This is a genomic window from Sphingopyxis sp. MG (genome assembly GCF_002953155.1).
Classification (GTDB): domain Bacteria; phylum Pseudomonadota; class Alphaproteobacteria; order Sphingomonadales; family Sphingomonadaceae; genus Sphingopyxis; species Sphingopyxis granuli.
The window spans coordinates 1,586,275-1,608,329 of the sequence record NZ_CP026381.1; the positions used below are offsets into that span (position 1 = coordinate 1,586,275).

At 66.6% G+C, this 22,055-nt stretch carries 21 protein-coding genes; 9 read left to right on the forward strand and 12 right to left on the reverse strand.

Translation table 11 applies throughout. The annotated features are described in order from the left end of the window. Positions 1 to 40: 40 nt before the first annotated feature. Positions 41 to 1,321, forward strand: coding sequence for an SAM-dependent methyltransferase (locus tag C3E99_RS07320; protein ID WP_076075526.1), 1,281 nt, complete (start codon positions 41 to 43; stop codon positions 1,319 to 1,321). 40 nt (positions 1,322 to 1,361) lie between these two features. Beyond that, complete coding sequence (locus tag C3E99_RS07325; protein ID WP_104959634.1) at positions 1,362 to 2,519, forward strand: serine hydrolase domain-containing protein; 1,158 nt, start codon at positions 1,362 to 1,364, stop codon at positions 2,517 to 2,519. A 204-nt stretch (positions 2,520 to 2,723) separates the two neighbouring features. Here C3E99_RS07325 and C3E99_RS07330 read toward each other — a convergent pair whose 3' ends face one another. The 3 genes from C3E99_RS07330 to purF all read right to left on the reverse strand — a co-directional run bounded on the left by C3E99_RS07330 (position 2,724) and on the right by purF (position 5,372). After that, on the reverse strand, positions 2,724 to 3,110 hold the full coding sequence (locus tag C3E99_RS07330; protein WP_076075524.1) for a hypothetical protein: 387 nt from the start codon (positions 3,108 to 3,110) through the stop codon (positions 2,724 to 2,726). Between the two features lie 65 nt (positions 3,111 to 3,175). Next, complete coding sequence (locus C3E99_RS07335) at positions 3,176 to 3,910, reverse strand: SDR family NAD(P)-dependent oxidoreductase (RefSeq protein WP_076075521.1); 735 nt, start codon at positions 3,908 to 3,910, stop codon at positions 3,176 to 3,178. 4 nt (positions 3,911 to 3,914) lie between these two features. Beyond that, positions 3,915 to 5,372, reverse strand: coding sequence for an amidophosphoribosyltransferase (gene purF, locus C3E99_RS07340; protein ID WP_076075518.1), 1,458 nt, complete (start codon positions 5,370 to 5,372; stop codon positions 3,915 to 3,917). 144 nt (positions 5,373 to 5,516) lie between these two features. Between purF and hisI the strand changes: the two genes are divergently transcribed. From hisI to C3E99_RS07365, 5 genes are all read left to right on the forward strand, one after another. Next, positions 5,517 to 5,897, forward strand: a complete 381-nt coding sequence (gene hisI, locus C3E99_RS07345; protein ID WP_076075516.1) for a phosphoribosyl-AMP cyclohydrolase — start codon at positions 5,517 to 5,519, stop codon at positions 5,895 to 5,897. Next, the gene (locus C3E99_RS07350) at positions 5,884 to 6,432 is read left to right on the forward strand and encodes a hypothetical protein (RefSeq protein WP_076075514.1); all 549 of its coding nucleotides are present in this window, start codon (positions 5,884 to 5,886) and stop codon (positions 6,430 to 6,432) included. The genes hisI and C3E99_RS07350 overlap by 14 nt, the downstream gene beginning before the upstream one ends. A gap of 66 nt (positions 6,433 to 6,498) precedes the next feature. Then, complete coding sequence (locus C3E99_RS07355; protein WP_067109923.1) at positions 6,499 to 6,930, forward strand: MerR family transcriptional regulator; 432 nt, start codon at positions 6,499 to 6,501, stop codon at positions 6,928 to 6,930. 53 nt (positions 6,931 to 6,983) lie between these two features. After that, complete coding sequence (locus C3E99_RS07360; RefSeq protein ID WP_104959635.1) at positions 6,984 to 8,783, forward strand: acyl-CoA dehydrogenase C-terminal domain-containing protein; 1,800 nt, start codon at positions 6,984 to 6,986, stop codon at positions 8,781 to 8,783. A 46-nt stretch (positions 8,784 to 8,829) separates the two neighbouring features. Next, positions 8,830 to 10,317 carry a phospholipase D-like domain-containing protein gene (locus C3E99_RS07365; protein WP_076077859.1) on the forward strand — a complete coding sequence of 496 codons (1,488 nt, stop codon included), beginning with the start codon at positions 8,830 to 8,832 and terminating at the stop codon, positions 10,315 to 10,317. Positions 10,318 to 10,651: 334 nt separating this feature from the next. On the opposite strand, the gene C3E99_RS07370 is transcribed toward C3E99_RS07365, so the two are convergent. From C3E99_RS07370 to C3E99_RS07395, 6 genes are read right to left on the reverse strand one after another with little or no spacing between them, the layout of a single operon-like run. Continuing rightward, positions 10,652 to 11,503 (reverse strand): HpcH/HpaI aldolase/citrate lyase family protein, encoded by an 852-nt coding sequence (locus C3E99_RS07370; RefSeq protein ID WP_076075511.1) that lies wholly within the window; start codon positions 11,501 to 11,503, stop codon positions 10,652 to 10,654. Beyond that, the gene (locus C3E99_RS07375; protein WP_067109911.1) at positions 11,503 to 11,955 is read right to left on the reverse strand and encodes a MaoC family dehydratase; all 453 of its coding nucleotides are present in this window, start codon (positions 11,953 to 11,955) and stop codon (positions 11,503 to 11,505) included. The genes C3E99_RS07370 and C3E99_RS07375 overlap by 1 nt, the downstream gene beginning before the upstream one ends. Before the next feature lie 2 nt (positions 11,956 to 11,957). Next, positions 11,958 to 12,416 carry a GNAT family N-acetyltransferase gene (locus C3E99_RS07380; protein ID WP_076075509.1) on the reverse strand — a complete coding sequence of 153 codons (459 nt, stop codon included), beginning with the start codon at positions 12,414 to 12,416 and terminating at the stop codon, positions 11,958 to 11,960. Next, the gene (locus tag C3E99_RS07385) at positions 12,413 to 14,251 is read right to left on the reverse strand and encodes an acetyl/propionyl/methylcrotonyl-CoA carboxylase subunit alpha (RefSeq protein ID WP_104959636.1); all 1,839 of its coding nucleotides are present in this window, start codon (positions 14,249 to 14,251) and stop codon (positions 12,413 to 12,415) included. Before C3E99_RS07385 ends, C3E99_RS07380 begins: the two co-directional genes overlap by 4 nt. Further along, on the reverse strand, positions 14,248 to 15,087 hold the full coding sequence (locus tag C3E99_RS07390; RefSeq protein WP_158682193.1) for a hypothetical protein: 840 nt from the start codon (positions 15,085 to 15,087) through the stop codon (positions 14,248 to 14,250). Before C3E99_RS07390 ends, C3E99_RS07385 begins: the two co-directional genes overlap by 4 nt. Positions 15,088 to 15,092: 5 nt before the next feature. After that, complete coding sequence (locus C3E99_RS07395; RefSeq protein ID WP_076075506.1) at positions 15,093 to 16,691, reverse strand: carboxyl transferase domain-containing protein; 1,599 nt, start codon at positions 16,689 to 16,691, stop codon at positions 15,093 to 15,095. A 146-nt stretch (positions 16,692 to 16,837) separates the two neighbouring features. Here C3E99_RS07395 and C3E99_RS07400 point away from each other — a divergent pair, with 146 nt between their 5' ends. After that, on the forward strand, positions 16,838 to 18,925 hold the full coding sequence (locus tag C3E99_RS07400) for a M13 family metallopeptidase (RefSeq protein ID WP_076075504.1): 2,088 nt from the start codon (positions 16,838 to 16,840) through the stop codon (positions 18,923 to 18,925). A gap of 238 nt (positions 18,926 to 19,163) precedes the next feature. Here the strand turns inward: C3E99_RS07400 and C3E99_RS07405 are convergent, their stop codons facing one another. Genes C3E99_RS07405 through C3E99_RS07415 form a run of 3 tightly spaced genes read right to left on the reverse strand, consistent with a single transcriptional unit; the run spans position 19,164 to position 20,952 of the window. Further along, entirely contained in the window at positions 19,164 to 19,442 is a 279-nt protein-coding gene (locus C3E99_RS07405; protein WP_067109894.1) for a hypothetical protein, read from the reverse strand. Further along, on the reverse strand, positions 19,439 to 19,786 hold the full coding sequence (locus C3E99_RS07410; protein ID WP_234002638.1) for a hypothetical protein: 348 nt from the start codon (positions 19,784 to 19,786) through the stop codon (positions 19,439 to 19,441). The genes C3E99_RS07405 and C3E99_RS07410 overlap by 4 nt, the downstream gene beginning before the upstream one ends. Further along, on the reverse strand, positions 19,783 to 20,952 hold the full coding sequence (locus C3E99_RS07415; protein ID WP_076075503.1) for an isovaleryl-CoA dehydrogenase: 1,170 nt from the start codon (positions 20,950 to 20,952) through the stop codon (positions 19,783 to 19,785). Before C3E99_RS07415 ends, C3E99_RS07410 begins: the two co-directional genes overlap by 4 nt. 139 nt (positions 20,953 to 21,091) lie before the next feature. Between C3E99_RS07415 and C3E99_RS07420 the strand changes: the two genes are divergently transcribed. After that, positions 21,092 to 21,988 (forward strand): LysR family transcriptional regulator, encoded by an 897-nt coding sequence (locus C3E99_RS07420; RefSeq protein WP_076075501.1) that lies wholly within the window; start codon positions 21,092 to 21,094, stop codon positions 21,986 to 21,988. The last annotated feature ends 67 nt before the right edge of the window (positions 21,989 to 22,055 follow it).

The window sequence follows — 22,055 nt, forward strand, 5'->3', positions numbered from 1 at the left end:
GGCGATTGTCTTGCGCGCTGCTTTGCGGCACACAAGGTCTATGAACACGCATGTCAGGAAGGCGCGCGGCGAGAGGCTGCTGGGGGCGGAGCGTTCGTTCCGCTCCGGCGGGCTCGCGGCGCGGCTGATCCGGCACGCGCCTGCCGCCTTCTTTCACCGCCAGCTCGACCGCATCGACGCGGGGCTCGACCATGGCGCGATCGAGGGGCATCTGCCCGACGGCAGCGTCCGCATGCTCGGCGGCCGCGGCAAGGGACCGGTCGCGGTCGTCCATGTGCAGAGCTGGTCCGCGCTGGCGCGCCTCGCGCTCTCGGGCTCGGTGGGCTGGTATCGCGCATGGGATCGCGGCGAATGGTCGTCGGTCGACCCGGTGCCGCTGTTCGACCTGTTCATGCGCAACGCGGAGTCGCTGGGCCGGGCGGCGCGCGCGCGTGGACCATGGCGCTGGATCAACCGCGCCGCGCATTTCCTCAACCGCAACAGCCGCCGCGGCGCGCGCCGCAACATCCTCGCGCATTACGATCTCGGCAATGATTTCTACCGCCTGTGGCTCGACGCGGGGCTGAACTATTCGAGCGCGCTGTTCACCGACGCCGCGCAGACGCTGGAGGAGGCGCAGGCGGCGAAGGTCGATGCGATCCTCGACCGGCTCGACCTGCGGTCGGGCAGCCGCCTGCTCGAGATCGGTTGCGGCTGGGGCGCGCTGGCCGAGCGCGCGGTCGAGCGGCACGACGTCCTCTACACCGGCATCACGCTGTCGCCGGCGCAGGCGGAGGTCGCCGCCGCGCGGCTCGCCGCGGTCGACCTGTCGGACCGCTCGCGCATCGCTCTGTGCGACTATCGCGACATGACCGGCGCGTTCGATGCGATCGCGAGCGTCGAGATGGTCGAGGCGGTGGGGCAGGCCTATTGGCCCGCCTATCTCGACACGATCGCGCGGCTGTTGCGGCCCGGGGGGAAGGCCGCGATCCAGTACATCGCGATCAACGACGCGCTGTTCGAGCGCTATGCCGCGAGCAGCGATTTCATCCAGGCCCACATCTTTCCCGGCGGCTGCCTGATCTCGGAAAGCCGCTTCCAGGCACTCGCCGAAGCGCGCGGGCTTGCGTGGCGCGACGTCCGGCGGTTCGGCGGCGACTATGCCGAAACGCTGCGCGAATGGCGCGCGCGCTTCGACGCGGCGGTCGGCGACGGGCGCCTGCCCGCCGGTTTCGACGACCGCTTCGTCGGCCTGTGGCGCTATTATCTGCAATATTGCGAGGGCGGTTTCCGTGGCGGCGGCATCGACGTCGCGCAGGTCACGCTCGAAAAGGCGGGCTGAAAAACAGGAAGAAGGGGAGACGGATTTGCGACGATTTGTGATGGCGGCGCTGCTTTGCGCCGCGGCGGCCGTGGGGAGCGCCCCCGCATCGGCCCAGACGACAACCCAATTGCCGGAGGATCTGAACGTGCTGTTTTGGAGCCAGGACCAGCGTGACCTCGCCTTTCGCACGATGGAGACGGTCCCGAAGGTGGTCGTCCACACGGTCGAGGCGGGCGGCCCGGTCCATCCGCTGCCGCAGGGCGCGCCGATCGACCTCGGCGTCGACGTCGATGCCTATATGGCGGGGCAGCGCAACGCCGGGCTGATCATCGTCCAGGACGGGAAGATACGCCTCGAGAAATATGCGCTCGGCTATGCCGCCGATGGGCGCTGGACGAGCTTTTCGGTAGCCAAGAGCTTCACCTCGACGCTGGTCGGCGCCGCGGTGAAGGACGGCTTCATCAAGAGCCTCGACGACAAGGTCACCGCCTATATCCCGGGGCTGAAAGGTTCGGCCTATGACGACGTCAGCGTCCGTCAGCTGCTGACCATGACGTCGGGCGTCAAATGGAACGAGGATTATACCGATCCCAAATCCGACGTCGCGCAGTTCAACCTGCAACAGCCGGTCCCGGGCGAGGATATAACGGTCAGCTATATGAAGACCTTGCCGCGCGAAGCGCCCGCGGGGTCGAAGTGGGTCTACAAGACCGGCGAGACCAATCTGATCGGGGTGCTCGTATCGAGCGCGACCGGCAAGACGCTGTCGGCCTATCTGTCCGAAAAGGTCTGGCGGCCGTTCGGGATGGAGCAGAACGCCGTGTGGATGCTCGGCCCGACGGGGCACGAGATCAGCGGCTGCTGCCTGTCGGCGAGCCTGCGCGACTATGCGCGCTTCGGCAAGTTCATCCTCGGCGGGGGCGTCGCGGGCGGGCAGAAGGTGCTGCCCGACGACTGGCTTGCCGCCGCGACGACGAAGCAGGCCGATATCGACATGCCGGGGCGCGGCTATGGCTATCAATGGTGGACCAACGACGACGGCAGCTTCGCCGCGCAGGGCATCTTCGGCCAGGGCATCTTCATCGACCCGAAGCGGCGGCTGGTGATCGCGTCGAACGGCAACTGGCCGACCGCGACCGACCCCGAGGGCGTCGGCGCGGCGCGCGAGGCTTTCTACAAGCAGGTGCAGGCGGCGGTGGACCGGGAAGGCCAATAGCCATCCCGCGAAAATCACGTTGCCAGCGAAAACCGGGACCTTCATCAGCATCCACGCGAAGGCGCGGAAACTTCTCCTTCATTGCGAGCGGAGCGAAGCAATCCAGAGCAGGCGTAAACCGCCCTGGATTGCTTCGCTCCGCTCGCAATGACGATTCCTTCCAAGGCGTCATGCTGTATTCCCGGCGCTCACCGGGGCCGCGGATCAGGGCGCCGCGACGGCGGTGGCGCGTTGCGCGGCCCATGCGGCGGCGATCGGGATCAAGATGCCGAGCAGCATGATCCACCAGGCATCGGCGAGCGTGACCGCGCGATAGACGCCGGCGCCGATCACCGCGCCCGCGACGATCCATCCCGCGCCCGCGCCGCCCGACACGCGCATCGCGACCCAGCCGCCGGCGAAGGTGCCGACGAACCAGCCGACGAGAAGCGCGACGGTCGAACCGACCGGGATCAGCACTTCGCCGGTCTGCGGATCATAGACATCGGGCGACAATTCGCTGCCCGCATATTGGGCGAGCCAGATCAGGCCGAAGGCGATGACGATGCCGGCCACGGCCGCGATCGCCGAACGCAGGATGTTGCTGCTCATTCCCGATGCCTTTGCGAATTGGTCCTGTCGAGCAAGCCTGTTGCCACAGGAAAGCAAAGATCGCGTTAAGCCTCTTCCATCACCTTGGGAAGCGTATGGTAGGCGGTGCTGTCGAAGCCCTCGATCATCAGCTGCGCGACATATTCGCCGACCGCCGCCGGGTCCTTGATGCTCTGCGGGTCCTCGCCGGGATAGGCGCGGGCGCGCATCTGGGTGCGCGTGCCGCCGGGGTCGAGGATCGCGGTGCGCACGGTCGAGATGTTGCGCATTTCGGCGCCATAGCAGGTCACCAGCGTCTCGAACGCCGCCTTGGACGCCGCATAGGCGCCCCAATAGGCGCGCGGGTTCCGCGCGACGCCGGTCGACAGCGCGAGCAGCCGGCCGTTCGCCGACCGGCGCAGCAACGGGTCGAAATTGGCGATCAGCGCCTGCTGCGCGATCAGGTTCAGCGTCAGCAGCCGGTTGAATTCCTTGCCGTCGATCGCGGCGACGGGGGTCAATGTGCCGAGCATCGCGGCGTTCATCACCAGCATGTCGACCTGCTGCCAGCGTTCGGCCATCGCGCTCGCCAGCCGCGCGATGCTGTCGCCGTCGGTCAGGTCGAGCGGCGCGATCGTCGCGCTGCCGCCCGCGGCATGGATGCGATCCTCCAGCTCCTCGAGCCCGCCCGCGGTGCGCGCGGTGATCACGACATGCGCGCCGCGCTGCGCGAGCGAATAGGCGATCGCCTCGCCGATGCCGCGGCTCGCGCCGGTGACGAGCGCGACCTGCCCCGCCAGTTCTTCGGATGTTTTGGTCATTTCGTCAGACAACCCGCTCGGCAAGCAGTGAAAATTGATCTTCCAGGCTGTTCTCGTCGAAGTCGGTCAGCGTGGTCGGATAATCGCCCGTGAAGCAGGCGTCGCAATATTGCGGGCAGGCGTCGGTGCGCCGCGCTTCGCCGAGCGCGCGATACAGGCCGTCGATGGTCAGGAAGGCCAGGCTGTCGGCATTGATGAAATTCGCCATCTGTCCAACCGTCATCTGCGCGGCGAGCAGCTTTGCGCGCTCGGGCGTGTCGACGCCATAGAAGCAGCTGTGCGAGGTCGGCGGGCTCGCGATGCGCATATGGACCTCGGCGGCGCCGGCATCGCGCATCATCTGCACGATCTTGAGGCTGGTGGTGCCGCGCACGATCGAATCGTCGATCAGCACGACCCGCTTGCCGTTGATCAGCGCGCGGTTGGCGTTGTGCTTCAGCTTGACGCCGAGGTGGCGGACCTTGTCGCTCGGCTGGATGAAGGTGCGCCCGACATAGTGTGATCGGATGATGCCGAGTTCGAAGGGAATGCCCGACTCCTGCGCATAGCCGATCGCGGCGGGCGTGCCCGAATCGGGAACCGGGATGACGAGGTCGGCATCGACCGGATTCTCGCGCGCCAGTTCCGCGCCGATCGCCTTGCGCACCGAATAGACGCTGGTGCCGTCCACGATCGAGTCGGGGCGCGAGAAATAGACATATTCGAAGATGCAGGGCCGCGCCGGATGGCTGGCGAAGGGGTGGTGCGAGATGAGTTCGCCGTCGCGTACGATCACCAGTTCGCCCGGCTCGACCGTGCGGACGAATTCGGCGCCGACGACGTCGAGCGCCACCGTTTCCGACGCGAAGATATAGGCGTCGTTCAGCCGGCCGATGACGAGCGGCCGGATGCCGAGCGGGTCCCGGCAGCCGATCATGCCTTCCGCCGTCAGCACGATCAGCGAATAGGCGCCCTCGACCTGCTTCAGCGCGTCGATGAAGCGGTCGAGCAGGGTGCGATAGCTCGAGGTGGCGACGAGGTGGATGATCACCTCCGTGTCGCTGGTCGACTGGAAGATCGCGCCGCGCCGCACGAGCTGTTTGCGCAGCGCCATGGCGTTGGAGATATTGCCGTTGTGCGCGATCGCGAAGCCGCCCGTGGCAAGCTCCGCGAACAGCGGCTGGACGTTGCGCAGCGCCGTCTCGCCCGTCGTCGAATAGCGGACATGGCCGATCGCCGCGGCACCCGAAAGCTGGCGGATGATGTCGTCGCGGTCGAAATTGCCCGCGACATGGCCCATCGCGCGGTGGGTATGGAAATCGCGGCCGTCGAAGGCGGTGATGCCGGCGGCTTCCTGTCCGCGATGCTGCAGCGCGTGCAGGCCGAGCGCGGCGACCGCGGCGGCGCTGTCGGCGCCATGGATGCCAAAGACGCCGCACTCCTCGCGGAGCTTGTCGTCGTCGAAAGGATGGGTCGTCAGCATGTCAATCCGGGGGCAGGGGGCTGGGACTGCCGCGCATATAGGAGCGGCAATGGCAAATGTCGCCCCCTCATTTCGCCTTCCGGCCGTCCGGACGGGCCGCGGTGGGGTGACAGCCCCGCCGATCCTGCTCTAAAGCGCCGTTTCATGGACCTGTCCCGCGATGCAACCGACCGTTTCCTGCCGCGCTTCGACGCCGCAGGCCTCCTGACCGCGATCGTCGTCGATGCCGATCGTTCGACCCTGCTGATGGTCGCGCATATGAACGAGGAGGCGATCGCGCGGACGCGCGCGACCGGGCAGGCGCATTTCTGGTCGCGGTCGCGGCAGGCGCTCTGGCGCAAGGGCGAAACCTCGGGCAACGGGCTGACGGTCGTCGAGATGCGTGTCGATTGCGATCAGGACGCGCTGCTGCTTCGCGTGCGTCCGGCGGGACCCGCGTGCCACACCGGGCGCCGGTCGTGCTTCTATCGCCGGGTCGAGGCCGACGGCGGCCTGACCTTTCTGGACGACGATGCGCAGGGCTGACGGCCTGCTGTTCGGCGCGCTGGCACTGCTTGCCGGATGCGGCTCGCCGCCGCCGGGGGACGGGGAGGCCGCGATCGACACGCGCAACCCGCTCGAACGGGCGGCGCGCGAACGCGGTATCGTCCGGGCCGAGGCGAGCGAGCCCGCCGGCGTGTTCGAGCGCGCCCACGATCTGGGCCGCGACGCGATGTGCGTGGTGCCCGACGGACCGGGGCGGTGGCGGTTCGCGCTCACCGCCGCCTTCGGTCCGGGCCTTTCCTGCACGACGAAGGGAACGCTCGTGCGCGCGGCGGAAGGCGAGGGGCGGTGGCGCCTGTCGTTCGCCGGGACGCCGGGGTGCGACGTGGCGGTGCGCGAGGAGGATGACGAGTTGGCCCTTCCCGGACGCCTGCCGCCGCAATGCGACAATCTCTGCCCCGAGCGCGCTTCGCTCGCCGGTCTCCGCCTCCCGCGCGCGAGCTGGTCGGAAGAGGATGCGAGACGCTTGCAGATCGCCGGAAAAGACGGCAACAGGTTCCGGCCGTGCGATCGCTGACTCGTGGGCTCTCCACCCCGCCTGCTGCCCTTGACGTTCACGTCAACGGAAACTAGTCTTGCCCGCATGACCGAAGAATACGGCCACGCCCATATCGACACGCCCGATCATCTGGGGCGTGAGCAATATAGCATTACCGATCTTTCTACCGAATTCGGCGTGACCGCGCGCGCGCTGCGCTTTTACGAGGACGAAGGACTCATCAGTCCGTCGCGCAAGGGATTGTCGCGCATCTATTCGAAGCGCGACCGCGCGCGGCTGGCGTGGATCTTGCGCGCCAAGCGTACCGGCTTCAGCCTCGCCGACATCCGCGAGATGATCGACCTATACGACGTCGGCGACGGCCGCAGGCTGCAGCGACAGGTGACGATCGAGAAATGCCAGGAGCGCATCTCGCTGTTGCGTCGTCAGCGTGACGACATCGACAGCGCGGTCGAGGAGTTGACGCGCTTCATTGATACGGTGAAAAAGGTCGATCAAGGCGAAAAGGCCGACTGAAACCCTCCCCGGGACGGACATTGTTGCCAACCTGACTTTCGGAAAGATGACCCATGCCCGTCTATCGCGCCCCCGTGAAGGATTCGCTGTTCCTGTTGAATGAGGTGCTCGGCATCGAACGCTATGCCGGGCTTCCCGGTTTCGCCAACGCGACCCCCGACATGGTCGAAGCGGTGCTGACCGAGGCCGGACGATTCTGCGAGGAAGTGCTTTTCCCGATCAACTATTCGGGCGATCAGCAGGGTTGCACGCGTCACGAGGATGGCAGCGTGACGACGCCCGAAGGGTTCAAGGACGCGTACAAGGCCTATTGCGAGGCCGGCTGGACGTTGCTGACCCAGCCGGAGGCGTTCGGCGGGCAGGGGCTTCCCCACGTCGTCGGCTTTCCGGTCGAGGAATATCGCATGGCGGCGAACCAGGCCTTCGCCATGTATCCGGGGCTGACGCAGGCGGCGGTCGCGGCGATCCTCGTCAAGGGATCGGATGAGCAGAAGGCCGTCTATGTCCCGAAGATGATCTCGGGCGAGTGGGGCGGGACCATGAACCTGACCGAGCCGCATTGCGGCACCGACCTCGGCCTGATCCGCACCCGCGCGGTGCCGAACGGCGACGGCAGCTACGGCATCACCGGGACCAAGATCTTCATCTCGTCGGGCGAGCACGACCTGACCGACAATATCGTCCACCTCGTCCTCGCCAAGACCCCCGATGCGCCCGACAGCGTCAAGGGCATCTCGCTGTTCATCGTGCCCAAGTTCCTCGTCGATGAGGACGGCGCGCTGGGCGAGCGCAACACGTTGTCGTGCGGTTCGATCGAACACAAGATGGGCATCCACGCCAACGCGACCTGCGTGATGAACTACGACGGCGCGAAGGGCTGGATGGTCGGCGAAGAGAACAAGGGGCTCGCCGCGATGTTCGTGATGATGAACGCGGCGCGCCTCGGCGTCGGCATCCAGGGACTGGGACAGGCCGACATCGCGTTCCAGAACGCCGTGCAATATGCGCAGGACCGGCGCCAGGGCCGCGCGCTCACCGGCCCGCAGGACCCGCAGGAAAAGGCCGATCCGCTGTTCGTCCATCCCGACGTGCGCCGCATGCTGATGGATGGCAAGGCGGTGGTCGAGGGCCTGCGCGCGCTCTGCCTGTGGGGCGCCCTGCAGGTCGACCTGTCGCACGCCGCCGAGAGCGAGGCGGAGCGCCAGCAGGCCGACGACCTGATCAGCCTGCTGACCCCGGTGATCAAGGGCTATGGCACCGACAAGGGATTCGACGTCGCGGTCAACGCGCAGCAGGTGTTCGGCGGGCACGGCTACATCGAGGAACAGGGCATGTCCCAATATGTCCGCGATGCCCGCATCACGATGATCTACGAAGGCGCCAACGGGGTGCAGGCGATGGACCTCGTCGGCCGCAAGCTCGCGCAGAACGGCGGGCGGGCGGTACAGGCCTTCTTCGGAATCGTCGACGCCGAATGCGCCGCGGCGAAGGACGGGCCGCTTGCCGACCTCGCCGGGCGCCTCGAAAAGGCGAACGGCGAACTCAAGGCCGCGACGATGTGGTTCATGCAGAACGGCATGGCCAACCCCAACAATGTCGGCGCGGGCGCGCATCACTATATGCACATCATGGGGATCGTCGCTCTGGGGCTGATGTGGCTGCGCATCGCTGAGGCGGCACAGAAGGCACTGGACGAAGGCCGCGGCGACACCACTTTCCTCGAAGCCAAGCTGGTCACGGCGCGCCATTTCGGCGAACGCTTCATCCCCGACGCGGGGGCGCTGCGCCGCAAGATCGAGGCGGGCAGCGAAGCGATGATGGCGCTGACGCCGGAGCAGTTCGTCGGGGCCTGACGATGGGCGCGCGCAACCATTGCCGCCGTCGTGCGTGGCGATGGCGATGAGCGCGGCCGACCTGACCCCGATCGTCGCCGAGGGGCGCAATTGCTGGCGTATCGCGCGGGCGCGCAGGGCGCGGATGATCGTCGATGCCGCCGATTATTACGCCTTGCTCGCGCGGCTGATGGCCGATGCGAAGGAGCGCATCCTGCTGATCGGCTGGGATTTCGACCCGCGGATCGCGCTGACCCCCGATGACGACGGCAGCGGCGAGGCGCTCGGCCATTACATGTTGCGGCTGGCGAAAAACTGCCCCGACCGCGACATCGACATATTGCGCTGGAATTTCGGCGGCCTCAAGCAGCTCGCGATGCCGAGCATCTTCACGATGGTGCTGCGCTGGAAGGTGACGCGATCGATCAGCTTCCGGCTCGACAGCGCGCATCCCGTGGGATGCAGCCATCATCAGAAAGTCGCGGTGTTCGACGATCATCTCGCGGTGTGCGGCGGCATCGATGTCGGCGCACGGCGCTGGGACACGCGCGCGCACGCCGACGCCGACCCACACCGCACGACCCCCGACGGCAAGCCCTATATGCCCTGGCACGATTCGACGATGATCCTCGCCGGACCCGTCGGCGAGGCGCTGGCCGAACTCGGCAACGAACGCTGGCAGCGCGCGACGAACAAGCCGCTACGCGACCTGAGCGGCGCGGGCGAGCCGTGGCCCGAGGGGCTGGAACCCGATTTCCGCGACGTCGATGTCGCCATCTCGCGCACCCGCGCCGAATATGACGGCTATCCCGAGATACGCGAAATCGAGCAGCTCTATCTCGACCTCATCGCGGGTGCGAAGCGCTTCATCTATTTCGAGAATCAGTATTTCACCTGCGGCAAGATCGCCGCCGCGATCGCCGAGCGGCTGAACGAGGAAGATCCGCCCGAATTCGTGCTGGTGATGCCGAAACAGGCCGACGGCTGGCTCGAACAGATGGCGATGGATGCCGCGCGCGCGAAGCTGGTGCGCGAGATCGCCAAGGCGAAGCACGGCGACCGGCTGCGCATCTATGTTCCGCATACCGAGGGCGGCGATCCCATCTATGTCCATGCCAAGACCGCGATCGTCGACGACCGGCTGATCCGTGTCGGATCGGCCAACCTCAACAATCGCTCGATGGGGCTCGACAGCGAATGCGACGTGACGATCGACGCCGCGCTACCCGCCAATCGCGACGTCGGGCCGACGATCCGGCGCCTGCGCGAATCGCTGATCGCCGAGCATCTGGGCGTCGAACGCGACGACGTCGCGCGCGCCTTCGACCGCACCGGATCGTTGATCGAGACCGTCGAGGCGCTGCGCGGCGACGGCCGCTCGCTCGAATGGCTCGACCTGATCGCGCCCGGCCCGCTCGACGAATATATCGCCGAGAACGAATTGCTCGACCCGACGAGCCCCGACGCCATGTTCGAAAGCCTGACCGAGCGCGGCCTCCGCAAAAGCTGGCACCGCGGCAAGGCGTGGATGAAGCGCCACCGGCCGTTCAAATAGACGATCGTCATCGCGAGGAGCGTGGCGACGAAGCAACCTCCCCCTCGGTCGGCACGCTTCTGACCTTTTGTCACCCTGAACTTGTTTGGCGTACATATCCTTCAGACAGAGGTGCTCCCTTTCACGGAAGGGCTTGTTCCCCGGCGAAAGCCGGGGCCCACGCGGAGCAGCGCCATGCCATATGGACCCCGGCTTTCGCCGGGGAACGGCACCTGTCCAAAAGGGGCGACGGGCGAGAGCGCGGGCCATGGATGCCGAAACAGGTTCAGCAGGACGAAGGTTAGGATAGCCGCGCTTCCTGCCCCCTCGCTTCGCGATGAAGGAAAGCCGTGGGTCAGTCGGCCAGCGACAGGATATGCCGCGCCTGTTTCAGGTGCGGCGCGTCGACCATCTTGCCGCCGAGTTGCAGCACGCCCGTGCCGGGATTGGCCGCGAAGGCATCGACGATCGCCTGCGCGCGCGCGACCTCTTCGGCGGAAGGGGTGAAGGCGGCGTTGATCGGCGCCACCTGCGCCGGGTGGATCGCCATCATGCCGGTGAAACCGTCGCGCCGCGCGCGCGCCGCATAGGCCGCCAGCCCGTCCGCGTCGCTGATCGCGGGAAACACCGTGTCGATCGCCGCGACCCTGGCGCCGTGCGCCGCGAACAGGGTCAGCGCGCGCGCGACGCGATAGGGGTCGGTATAATCGCCGTCGGCCTCGCGGCTGGTCGCCGCGCCGATTGCGGCGGGCAGGTCCTCGGCGCCCCAGGTCAGGCCGATCAGCCGCGCGCCGACCTCGCGATAGCTGCCGAGCGTGAAGATGGCGGCGGGCGTTTCGGTCGCGATCGGCAGGATCGGCGGCAGCGAGGCGCCGGCCGGACTTTCGCTGCGCAGGATCGTGTCGAGCTGCGCGATCGCCGGTGCGCCTTCCGCCTTGGGCAGCATGATCGCATCGGGCCGCGCCGCCGCGATCGCGGCGACGTCGGCGGCGGTCATGTGCCCGTCGAGCGGATTGACGCGGACGAGCGTGATGACCTCGCGTTCTCCCGCCAGATAATCGGCCACCGCGGCGCGCGCGGCCTCCTTGTTCGCGGGCGACACCGAATCCTCGAGGTCGAGGATGATCGCGTCGGCCCCCGACGCCGCCGCCTTGGCGAAGCGTTCGGGCCTGTCACCGGGAACGAAGAGGAGCGAACGAAGACGCATCAGGGGCCTTTCCTTTTGATCAGCGCCGACCGTTCGCACTGGCAGACGATCTCGTCGCGCTGGTTGAGGCAGCGGTGGAGGAAGGTGACGATACCCGCATTCGGCCGCGATTGGGACTCCCGCAGGCCGATCACCTCGCTCGTCGCGCGCAGCGTGTCGCCGAGGAACACCGGCTTCGGCATCACCAGCTTGTCGTAGCCGAGGTTGGCGACCAGCGTGCCGAGCGTCGTGTCGCCGACCGACAGGCCGACCATCAGGCTGAAGGTGAAGGTGCCGTTGACGAGGATCCGCCCGAATTCCGACGCCTTCGCCGCCTCGATATCGAGATGCAGCGGCTGCGGATTATGCGTCATCGTCGTGAACAGCAGATTGTCGGTTTCGGTCACCGTGCGGCGGATATCGTGCGACAGCGTGTCGCCGATGCTCCATTCGTCGAAAAATCGTCCTGCCATTGTCAGTCCCTCAAGTGCAATTTCATGCCGACGTGGCTCTGCACGAAGCCAAGGCGGGCGTAGAAGCGGTGCGCGGCGGTGCGTGTAGCAGACGAAGTGAGCTGGACGAGCTTGCAATCGCGCGCGCGGCATTGGTCCACCGCCCACAGGATCATCTGTTCGCCCAGCCTTTGCCCGCGCAGGTCGGCGACGATGCGCACCGCCTCGATCAGTCCGCGCCAGCTTCCGATGAAGGAAAGCCCCGGCAGGAAGCTCAGTTGCATCGTTCCGACGACGCGGTCGTCCAGCTCGGCCGCGATCAGCCGCTGGTTCGGGTCGGCCTCGATCGCCTCGAACGCGGCCAGGTAGCGCGGGTCCGTCGGGTCGGCTTCGCGGTTCGCCGGGATCGTTTCCTCTGCAAGCATCGTCAGGATCGCGGGCAGGTCCGCCGTCGTCGCATCGCGCAGGACCAGATCGCTCATCCGGCCGGCTCGATCCGCGCGAGCAGCGCCTCGACCTGCACCTGCGCCCCCGGCGTGGCGTTGAGTTCGGCGACCACGCCATCGAAAGGCGCGATCAGGCTGTGTTCCATCTTCATGGCCTCCAGCGTCAGCAGTTTCTGTCCCTTCGTCACCGGCTCGCCGGCGGCGACGGCGACCGCGATGATCTTGCCGGGCATCGGCGACAGGATCGCGCCATCGCTTGCCGCGCCGCCCGCGCCCCCCTCGACGCGCCACGGGGTGAGTTGCCATACGGCCCCCGCTTCGGCGACGAGCATCGCGGGTGCGGGTTCGTCGGTGCCGGGTCCGTGGAGCGCCACGTCAACCCGCTTCCCGTCGAGCAGGAAGGGCGCACTACGCACGTCGGGGGCGTTGAGGCGGAAGCCTGCCTGCAACGAACGCGGCACCATCGCCATCGCGGCCTTGGTCAGCGCCGCGGCGGAGGGCTCCGGCGCGGCCGCCATCGCTTCGCCGTCGCGGCCGATCAGCCCGGTGTCGATCGCTCCCGCGACGAAATCGGGATGATCGAGCGCGCGGATCAGGAAGGCCGCGTTGGTCCTGACCGGCCAGACCGCGCTGTCCTCCAGCATCTCCGACAGTGTCTCGCGCGCCGCCTCGCGGTCGTCGCCGTGCGCGATCAGCTTGGCGATCATCGGGTCGTAGAAGGGCGAAACGTCCGCGCCTTCATGGACGCCGGTATCGACCCGGCCGATATGGTCGGGCAGCTGAAACAGTTCGAGCGGGCCGGTCGAAGGAAGGAAGCCCCTTGCCGGGTCCTCGGCGTAGAGGCGCGCCTCCATCGCCCAGCCGTCGATCGCAAGATCGTCCTGCGTCAGCGGCAGCGGCTCGCCCGATGCGACGCGAAGCTGCCATTCGACGAGGTCGACGCCGGTGATCTCCTCGGTCACCGGATGCTCGACCTGCAACCGCGTGTTCATTTCCATGAACCAGATGCGGTCGGCGCGCAGGCCTTCCGACGCATCGGCGATGAACTCGATCGTGCCCGCGCCGACATAATCGACAGCCTTGGCCGCGCGCACGGCGGCGGCGCAAAGCTGCTGCCGGGTCGCGTCGTCCATGCCGGGGGCGGGGGCTTCCTCGATCACCTTCTGGTGGCGGCGCTGGAGCGAGCAGTCGCGCTCGAACAGGTGGACGACATTGCCGTGCGTGTCGCCGAACACCTGCACCTCGATATGGCGCGGGGTCAGGATATATTTCTCGATCAGCACATGGGCGTTGCCGAACGACGCCGCCGCTTCGCGCTGGCACGAGGCGAGCGCGTCGGCGAAGTCCGCCGCGCAGTCCACCTTGCGCATTCCCTTGCCGCCGCCGCCCGCAACCGCCTTGATGAGGACGGGATAGCCGATCTCGGCTGCCTGTTGGGCGAGAAAGGCGGGGTCCTGGTTCGCGCCCATATAGCCCGGCGTCACCGGCACCCCGGCATCGGCCATCAACGCCTTGGCGGCGTCCTTCAGTCCCATCGCGGTGATCGACGACGGCTTCGGCCCGACCCACACAAGCCCGGCGTCGATGACCGCCTGCGCGAACTCGGCATTCTCGGACAGGAACCCGTATCCCGGATGGATCGCCTCGGCCCCCGTCGCCTTCGCGGCGGCGATGATCTTTTCGCCGACCAGATAGGATTCGCGCGCCGGCGATGGCCCGATATGCACGGCCTCGTCGGCCTCGCGCACATGCAGCGCCTTGGCGTCGGCATCCGAATAGACCGCAACGGTCCGGATGCCCATCTCGCGCGCGGTGCGGATGATACGGCAGGCGATCTCGCCGCGATTGGCGATGAGGAGGGAGTTAATCATGGCGTGATGCGTATCCAGTTGGGTTCGGAGCTGGAGATTCGTCGATGGAGATAGGCTGTCATCACGGCGGTGATTTGCGCCAGGCTATCGTCGTATTCTTGATATTGGTCGAAGTCGCTTTTTGGTAGGATCGCTTGGAAATGACGCCCGGCGCTACCCTCGCGCTTCTGCAGGATGAATTCGCTCTCTTTCGAGAGGACCTGCATATAATCTTCAGATGCCCGCTCCAGAACTGCGAAATCGCCGATCGATAGGGCCGCAATGGCGCCGTGTAATTCATCAGCGGATACTTGAGTGCGATCGATACCGTTTACGATCAGGCGCACGGAACGGGATTGGGTAGGCGATGAATGCGCCGAACTCCGAACATTCTTATCCGTCGGTGCCAACTGTCTACGGACGAAATGCACCAGCGCGTCCGCTTCGCGGCGGTCCTTAGAATTGATCCACAGGGTTAAAGGCAGACCAATACCAAAGAGGAGACCGATGACCACATACGATCCCGTCGACCCCTGTCCGTAACGGGCCATCTGAAAGGTCAGCCATGCCATTAGCGGCGTAAGAAACAGGAACAGCGCGGTTCCGTTCAAGTCGGCACCGGCTCGTCCAACGATTTTGGTTTTTATACCGTCATGTCTTATGAATCCCAAAACCATTGGTCCATGCCGGTCAAAAGCGCTTTGCCAAAGGCAAAGAAAGGGACCGATGATCCAGCCTCGCGCGCCATTTTTCGAATCGAACCATCCCATCTTTTCCCGACGAATCCTGCGTTTCGCTTCTCCCAGCGAAAGTGCGGAGGTGATTTCAAATCGATAACCGAGCGGCTGAAATGCCATAGCAATCACATCCTGAACACGCCGAACCCGCGGTCCTCGACCGGGGCGTTCAGCGTCGCCGCAAAAGCCAGTCCCAGCACGTCGCGCGTCTGGGCGGGGTCGATGATGCCGTCGTCCCACAATCGCGCGGTCGCATAATAGGGATTCCCCTCGTCCTCGTAGGTCTGGCGGATCGGCGCCTTGAAGGCTTCGGCTTCTTCCGGCGTCCATGTGTCGGCGTCGCGGTGGACGGTCGCCAGCACGCTCGCCGCCTGCTCGCCGCCCATCACGCTGATCCGCGCATTGGGCCAGGTGAACAGGAAGCGGGGCGAATAGGCCCGCCCGCACATGCCGTAATTGCCCGCGCCGAAGCTGCCGCCGATCAGCACGGTGATCTTGGGCACCGTCGCGGTCGCGACCGCGGTGACGAGCTTCGCGCCATGCTTGGCGATCCCCTCGGCCTCATATTTGCCGCCGACCATGAAACCGCTGATGTTCTGGAGGAAGAGCAGGGGGATGCGGCGCTGCTGCGCCAGTTCGATGAAATGCGCGCCCTTCACCGCGCTTTCGCTGAACAGCACGCCGTTGTTGGCGAGGATCGCGACCGGAATGCCCCAGATATGCGCGAAGCCGCAGACGAGCGTCGTGCCATAGGCGGCCTTGAATTCGTGGAACTCGCTGCCGTCGACGATGCGCGCGATCACCTCGTGCACGTCATAGGGCGCGCGCACGTCCTGCGGGATGATGCCGTACAGTTCCTCGGCGTCATATTTTGGCGGGCGCGGGTCCTTCATCGCCACTTCGAAGCCTTGCTCGACGCCGAAGGTCGAGACGATATCGCGCACGATCGTCAGCGCATGTTCGTCATTCTCGGCGAGATGGTCGACGACGCCCGATTTGCGCGCGTGCAGGTCGCCGCCGCCCAGTTCCTCGGCGCTGATCTCCTCGCCCGTCGCGGCCTTTACCAGCGGCGGGCCGGCGAGGAAGATCGTGCTCTGGTCCCGGACGATCACCGTCTCGTCGCTCATCGCGGGGACATAGGCGCCGCCCGCGGTGCAGCTTCCCATCACGCAGGCGACCTGCGGGATGCGCTTCGCCGACATCGTCGCCTGGTTGAAGAAGATGCGGCCGAAATGGTCGCGGTCGGGAAACACCTCGGCCTGATGCGGCAGGTTCGCGCCGCCGCTGTCGACGAGGTAGATGCACGGCAGGCGGTTCGCCTCGGCGATCTCCTGCGCGCGCAGATGCTTTTTGACCGTCATCGGATAGTATGTGCCGCCCTTCACCGTCGCGTCGTTGCAGACGATCATCGCCTGCCGTCCCGCGACGCGGCCGATGCCCGCGATCATCCCGGCGCCCGCGATATCGCCGCCATACATGTCGCATGCGGCGAGCTGGCCGATCTCGAGAAAGGGCGAGCCCGGATCGAGCAGCCGCTCGACGCGTTCGCGCGGCAGCAGCTTGCCGCGGCTCGTGTGGCGCTCGCGCGCCTTCTCGCTCCCGCCCCGTGCCGCCGCGGCGACGCGCGCCCGAAGCGCGTCGCGCAAGGCGCGGTTGTGCGCGGCATTGGCGCGGAATGCGTCGCCGTCCGCATTGACCATCGTTCCCAGAACCGGTGCGCTCACCTTCGTCTCTCTCCTTTGCAGGCGTGTCGGCCTATCCCGCCGTTCGTCGGTTGGGAAGGACCGCAGGCCGAATTTGGTTGGCATTGAAACCGGCTGGCCGCAGGCTTATGCCTCTCGACCGACCCCCAACAAGCAAGGCCGCTTCCATGAGAAAAACCGTCTTCGTCCTTCTCCTGTCCACCGCCGCGATCGTCGCGGGGCCCGTCGCCTGCTCGAAGGGCGGCGACAAGCAGGAGGCGAGCTACACCGTCGGCACCGAGCTGGGCATCAGCAAGGCGGCGATGGACACGAGCGTCAAGCCCGGCGACGATTTCTATGCCTATGCGAACGGCAACTGGCAGAAGACCACCGAGATTCCCGCCGACCGCTCGTCGACCGGCGCCTTCTATACGGCTTTCCTCGAAACCGAGAAGCGCACGCGCGAACTGGTCGACGCGACCGTCAAGCGGGGCGGGGATGCGGACAGCGACGCCGGCCGCATCGCCGCTTTCTACAAGGCCTATGTCAGCACCGACGCGATCGACGCTGCGGGGATGAAGCCGGTCGAGGCCGACCTCGCGCGCTTCGCGGCGATCGGCGACAAGGCGGCGCTGGCGAAGGTGCTGGGCCAACAGACGCGCGCCGACGTCGATCCGCTCAACGCGACCGACTTCAACACCGAAAACCTGTTCGGCATCTTCGTGACGCAGGGCCTCGCGACCCCCGGCGACGTCATTCCCTATATATTGCAGGGCGGGCTCGGGCTGCCCGAGCGCGAATATTATCTGTCGGCCGATCCGAAGATGGCCGCGCTGCGCACGCAATATCAGGCCTATATTGCCAAGCTGCTGACCGCGGCGGGGCAGCCGGACGCCGCGGCGAAGGCGAAGCGCATCTACGATCTCGAGGTCAAGATCGCGCGCGCCCATGCGACGCGCGAGGCCAGCGAGGATTTCACCAGATCCGCCGACGTATGGACGCGGGCCGACTTCGCGAAGAAGGCGCCGGGCATCGATTGGGACGCTTATTTCGCGGCGGCGGGTCTCGACAAGGCGGCGAAGTTCGGCGCCTATCATGCGAAGGCGATCACCGGCCTGTCGGCGCTCGTGGCGTCGGAGCCGCTCGATGCGTGGAAGGACTGGCTGGCGTTCCACCAGATCAACAGTCACGCCGAGGTGCTGCCGAGCGCGATCGACACGGCGCATTTCGCTTTCTACGGGACGGCGCTTTTCGGCACGCCGCAGCAGCGCAGCCGCGACAAGCGCGCGCTCGACGCGCTGAACACATATCTCGGCGACGCGGTCGGCCGCGTCTATGCCGAGAAATATTTCCCGGCGTCGGCGAAGGCCGAGGTCGGCGACATGGTGAAGGGGATCAAGGCGGCGTTCGCGAAGCGCGTCGGCGCGATCGACTGGATGGCCCCCGAAACCAAGAAGGAAGCGATCAAGAAGGTCGAGACGATCGTCGTCGGCGTCGGCTACCCGGAGACGTGGCGCGATTACGGCAGTTACACGATCAGCGCCGACAACGCCTATGCGAACGAAATCGCGGGCGAAAAGGCCGAATATGTCCACCAGCTCGCCAAGATCGGCAAGCCGATGGACAAGGCCGAATGGTGGATGACGCCGCAGACGGTCAACGCGGTCAACCTGCCGGTGCAGAATGCGCTGAACTTCCCCGCCGCGATCCTGCAGCCGCCCTTCTTCAACGCGGCCGCCGATCCCGCCTATAATTACGGGGCGATCGGTGCCGTGATCGGGCACGAGATCAGCCACAGCTTCGACAACAACGGCGCGGCGTTCGATTCGACCGGCGCGCTGCGCAATTGGTGGACGGCCGCCGACCTCAGGAAGTTCGAGGAAGCGGGCGCGGCGCTCGCGGCGCAGTTCGACACTTACAAGCCGTTTCCCGACCTCGCGGTGAACGGCAAGCTGACGCTGGGGGAGAATATCGCGGACGTCGCGGGGCTCCAGGCCGCCTATGACGCCTATCATGCGTCGCTGAACGGCAAGGACGCGCCGGTGATCGACGGCTTCACCGGCGACCAGCGCTTCTTCATCGCCTATGCGCAGACCTGGGCGACCAAGATGCGCGACGAGGCGCTGCGCCAGCGCGTCGCCACCGACGGCCACGCGCCGGGCATGTATCGCGCACTGACCGTTCGCAACCTCGACGCGTGGTACAAGGCGTTCGACGTCAAGGAAGGCGATGCCCTCTACCTCGCGCCCGACAAGCGCGTGCGCGTGTGGGGGTGATTTAGCTCCGTCATTGCGAGGAGCGAAGCGACGCGGCAATCCAGAGCGGGGTGCGTTAAATCTGAGACACTCCATCGTCCGTTCGTGCTGAGCTTGTCGAAGCACCGCCCTTCTTTTGCGGCGCCAAAGAAAAGAGCGGCCCTTCGACAAGCTCAGGGCAAGCGGTGTAGATTTAAGGCTCGGTGTAGAGCGTGCGGTAATCGCCTTGGATTGCGTCGCTCCGCTCCTCGCAATGACGTCAATCATTTGAGGCATGTTTGCCAACCGGCTTCCTGCGGATCAGGTGACGATAGACGCCGACGCAGTTGATACAGAGCAGCGCGACATTCTGCCATCCGATGCCTTCGCTGTCGGATTGCAGGAAGCCCCACGCGATCAGCGCGAGGCTGCTGGTCACGAAGATGACGAACGCCCAGCCGTTCCACCGCTCGCCGAGGTTGAGCGAGACGAGCAGCGCCGCGATCGTCGCCGCGGCGGCGCCATAATATTGCAGCGCGTCGAGCATCGTCTCGCTCATGCCGCCCCCAGCAGCGCGAGCGCGCCCGATGCGGTGAGGAAAGGCCAGCCGATGTGCCGCCCGCGCGTATGGATGGCGTCGAACAGCCCGGTCGCGGTCCACGCCGCGCCGATCAGCAGGATCAGCCCGCGCGGCGTTCCCGGCCAGATCACCGCCGCCGCCGATACCAGCATCAGCAGCGACAGCGCATGCCAGGCGAGGCGAAAGACGCGGCGCGCCAGATCGACGCCCATCACGCCCTGATCGAGCATCATCAGCGGCCCGATCAGCCGCCGCTCGCCGAGGACGCCATGGACGAAGGCCGTCGCCGCCATCAGCGCCGCCGACAGCCAGAGCAGGCTCACGCCCCGGCGCCGATCAGTTCGCGGCCGATCAGCATGCGTCGTATCTCGTTGGTGCCCGCGCCGATGTCGAGCAGCTTGGCGTCGCGCCAATAGCGCTCGACCGGCCAGTCCCTGGTGTAACCCGCACCGCCGAGCGCCTGGATCGCCTCGCCCGCGACCTTCACCGCGCTCTCGCTCGCGAGCAGGATCGCGCCCGCCGCGTCGAAGCGCGTCGTCTGCCCGGCATCGCAAGCCTTGGCGACGTTGTAGACATAGGAGCGCGCCGACTGGAGCGCGACATACATGTCGGCGACCTTCGCCTGCATCAGCTGGAACGAACCGATCGGCTTGCCGAACTGCCGGCGCTCGCGGACATAGGGGATGACGGTGTCGAGGCACGCCTGCATGATGCCGAGCTGGAGCCCCGCCAGCACGACGCGCTCGTAGTCGAGCCCCGACATCAGCACGCCGACGCCGCCATTCTCCGGCCCCATGACCTGTTCCTCGCTGACCTCGCAATCGGTGAAGACGAGTTCGGCGGTGGGGGAGCCGCGCATGCCGACCTTGTCGATCTTCTGCCCGATGGCGAAACCCGGCATGTCCTTTTCGATCAGGAAGGCCGTGATGCCGCGCGATCCTGCCTCGGGGCTGGTCTTTGCGTAAACGACCAGCGTGTCGGCATGGGCCGCGTTGGTGATCCAGTATTTCGTGCCGTTGAGGATGAAGCGGTCGCCTTTCTTCTCGGCCTTCAGCTTCATCGACACGACGTCGCTGCCCGCGCCGGCTTCCGACATGGCGAGGCTGCCGACATGCTCGCCCGAAATCAGCTTCGGCAGATATTTGCGCTTCTGCGCTTCATTGCCCCAGCGGCGGATCTGGTTGACGCACAGGTTCGAGTGCGCGCCATAGGACAGGCCGATGGCGCCCGACGCCCGCGACACTTCCTCGACCGCGATCACATGCTCCAGATAGCCGAGCCCGAGCCCGCCCCATTCCTCTTCGACGGTGATCCCGTGCAGGCCGAGATCGCCCATCGCGGGCCACAGTTCAGCGCGCGGGAACCAGTCCTCGCGGTCGGCGCGGTCGGCCAGCGGCGCGATCACCTCGTCGGCGAAGCGGGCGGTGGTGCCCTGGATCATGTCGGCGGTCTCGCCGAGCGCGAAATCGAAATCGGGGGTGGCGCGCATCAGGGTTCCTTCGATCGGGAGCGGAACAGGGCCTCCGCCCGCGCGAACGGCCCGCACGAACGTGGTCGCCGCGAAGTCTGCCGCAAAGCCGCACCATATGAAAATTGAAACTTCATGCGTTTCAGCATAAAAAAAATTTATGATAAAGCGCGCGCACATCCGCCAGTTCCTCGCCGTCGTCGATGCGGGCAGCTTCACGCGCGCCGCGCAGCACATCCGCGTTACCCAGCCGGCGCTGTCGACCGGCATCGCCGACCTCGAACGGCTCGTCGGCGCGCCTTTGTTTATCCGCAACCGCCGCCAGATTCGCCTGACCGAGGCGGGCGGCCGCTTCCTACCGATCGCGCGCGACCTCGAACGCGGCTTTCGCGCTGCCGACACCTTCGGCCGCGCCGAGGAAAGCGACCGGCCGGCGTTGAAACTCGGCACGATCCGGTCGGTTCCCGGCGAGTTTCTGCAGGCCGTCGCGGCGCTGCTCGCGCGTGACTTCGCGATCGAGATCGTCGAGAATGGCGAGTCGGACCTGCGCGCCGGCGTCCACGGCGGGCGGCTGCATATCGCGCTCGTCCCGCTGCGCCCCGGCGAGCGCGGGCCGCATGTCGTCCCGCTCTATGACGAACCGCTGGTGATGTTCGTCGCCGCCGACCACCCGCTGGCCGGGCGCGGGGAGGTCGGCCCCGAGGAACTGGCGCCCGAGACGATGATCGCGCGCCGCGCCTGCGAATTGCTCGACGCGACCAGCCGCTTCTTCACGCGCCACCGCGTTCGCCCGCGCTTCGCGCTGCGCAGCGACAGCGACGAACGCTGCCTGCGCATGGTCGCGGCGGGGGTGGGCATCACCACCGCGCCGGTGTCGCTCGCGATCGACGGCATCGTGCCGCTGCGGGTCGGCGGCTATGACCTGCGCCGCGAACTCGGCCTGCTGATCCATCCGGCGTGGCGCGCGCAGGCCGATGTCGTGCCGCGGCTCGCGCACGCGCTGCCCGCGATCGAGCGCGCGGCGACCGACTGGCGCGCGGCGAAGGTCGATGGTTGAGCCGCACAAGTCTGGCTTGCACCGGGAAAAGGGCATACAGCTTGCCCGGCGCGAAGCGGGACGGCAA

Coding starts and splice junctions, on each gene's coding strand:
- C3E99_RS07380 (WP_076075509.1), bottom strand. CDS start 12,416: ATGAGCGATCTGGTCCTGCGCGATGCGACGACGGCGGACCTGCCCGCG.
- C3E99_RS07375 (WP_067109911.1), bottom strand. CDS start 11,955: ATGGCAGGACGATTTTTCGACGAATGGAGCATCGGCGACACGCTGTCG.
- C3E99_RS07370 (WP_076075511.1), bottom strand. CDS start 11,503: ATGCGTCTTCGTTCGCTCCTCTTCGTTCCCGGTGACAGGCCCGAACGC.
- C3E99_RS07355 (WP_067109923.1), top strand. CDS start 6,499: ATGACCGAAGAATACGGCCACGCCCATATCGACACGCCCGATCATCTG.
- C3E99_RS07405 (WP_067109894.1), bottom strand. CDS start 19,442: ATGAGCGAGACGATGCTCGACGCGCTGCAATATTATGGCGCCGCCGCG.
- C3E99_RS07390 (WP_158682193.1), bottom strand. CDS start 15,087: ATGGCATTTCAGCCGCTCGGTTATCGATTTGAAATCACCTCCGCACTT.
- hisI (WP_076075516.1), top strand. CDS start 5,517: ATGGACCTGTCCCGCGATGCAACCGACCGTTTCCTGCCGCGCTTCGAC.
- C3E99_RS07385 (WP_104959636.1), bottom strand. CDS start 14,251: ATGATTAACTCCCTCCTCATCGCCAATCGCGGCGAGATCGCCTGCCGT.
- C3E99_RS07420 (WP_076075501.1), top strand. CDS start 21,092: ATGATAAAGCGCGCGCACATCCGCCAGTTCCTCGCCGTCGTCGATGCG.
- C3E99_RS07365 (WP_076077859.1), top strand. CDS start 8,830: ATGAGCGCGGCCGACCTGACCCCGATCGTCGCCGAGGGGCGCAATTGC.
- C3E99_RS07400 (WP_076075504.1), top strand. CDS start 16,838: ATGAGAAAAACCGTCTTCGTCCTTCTCCTGTCCACCGCCGCGATCGTC.
- C3E99_RS07350 (WP_076075514.1), top strand. CDS start 5,884: ATGCGCAGGGCTGACGGCCTGCTGTTCGGCGCGCTGGCACTGCTTGCC.
- C3E99_RS07325 (WP_104959634.1), top strand. CDS start 1,362: ATGGCGGCGCTGCTTTGCGCCGCGGCGGCCGTGGGGAGCGCCCCCGCA.
- C3E99_RS07335 (WP_076075521.1), bottom strand. CDS start 3,910: ATGACCAAAACATCCGAAGAACTGGCGGGGCAGGTCGCGCTCGTCACC.
- C3E99_RS07360 (WP_104959635.1), top strand. CDS start 6,984: ATGCCCGTCTATCGCGCCCCCGTGAAGGATTCGCTGTTCCTGTTGAAT.
- purF (WP_076075518.1), bottom strand. CDS start 5,372: ATGCTGACGACCCATCCTTTCGACGACGACAAGCTCCGCGAGGAGTGC.
- C3E99_RS07330 (WP_076075524.1), bottom strand. CDS start 3,110: ATGAGCAGCAACATCCTGCGTTCGGCGATCGCGGCCGTGGCCGGCATC.
- C3E99_RS07415 (WP_076075503.1), bottom strand. CDS start 20,952: ATGCGCGCCACCCCCGATTTCGATTTCGCGCTCGGCGAGACCGCCGAC.
- C3E99_RS07320 (WP_076075526.1), top strand. CDS start 41: ATGAACACGCATGTCAGGAAGGCGCGCGGCGAGAGGCTGCTGGGGGCG.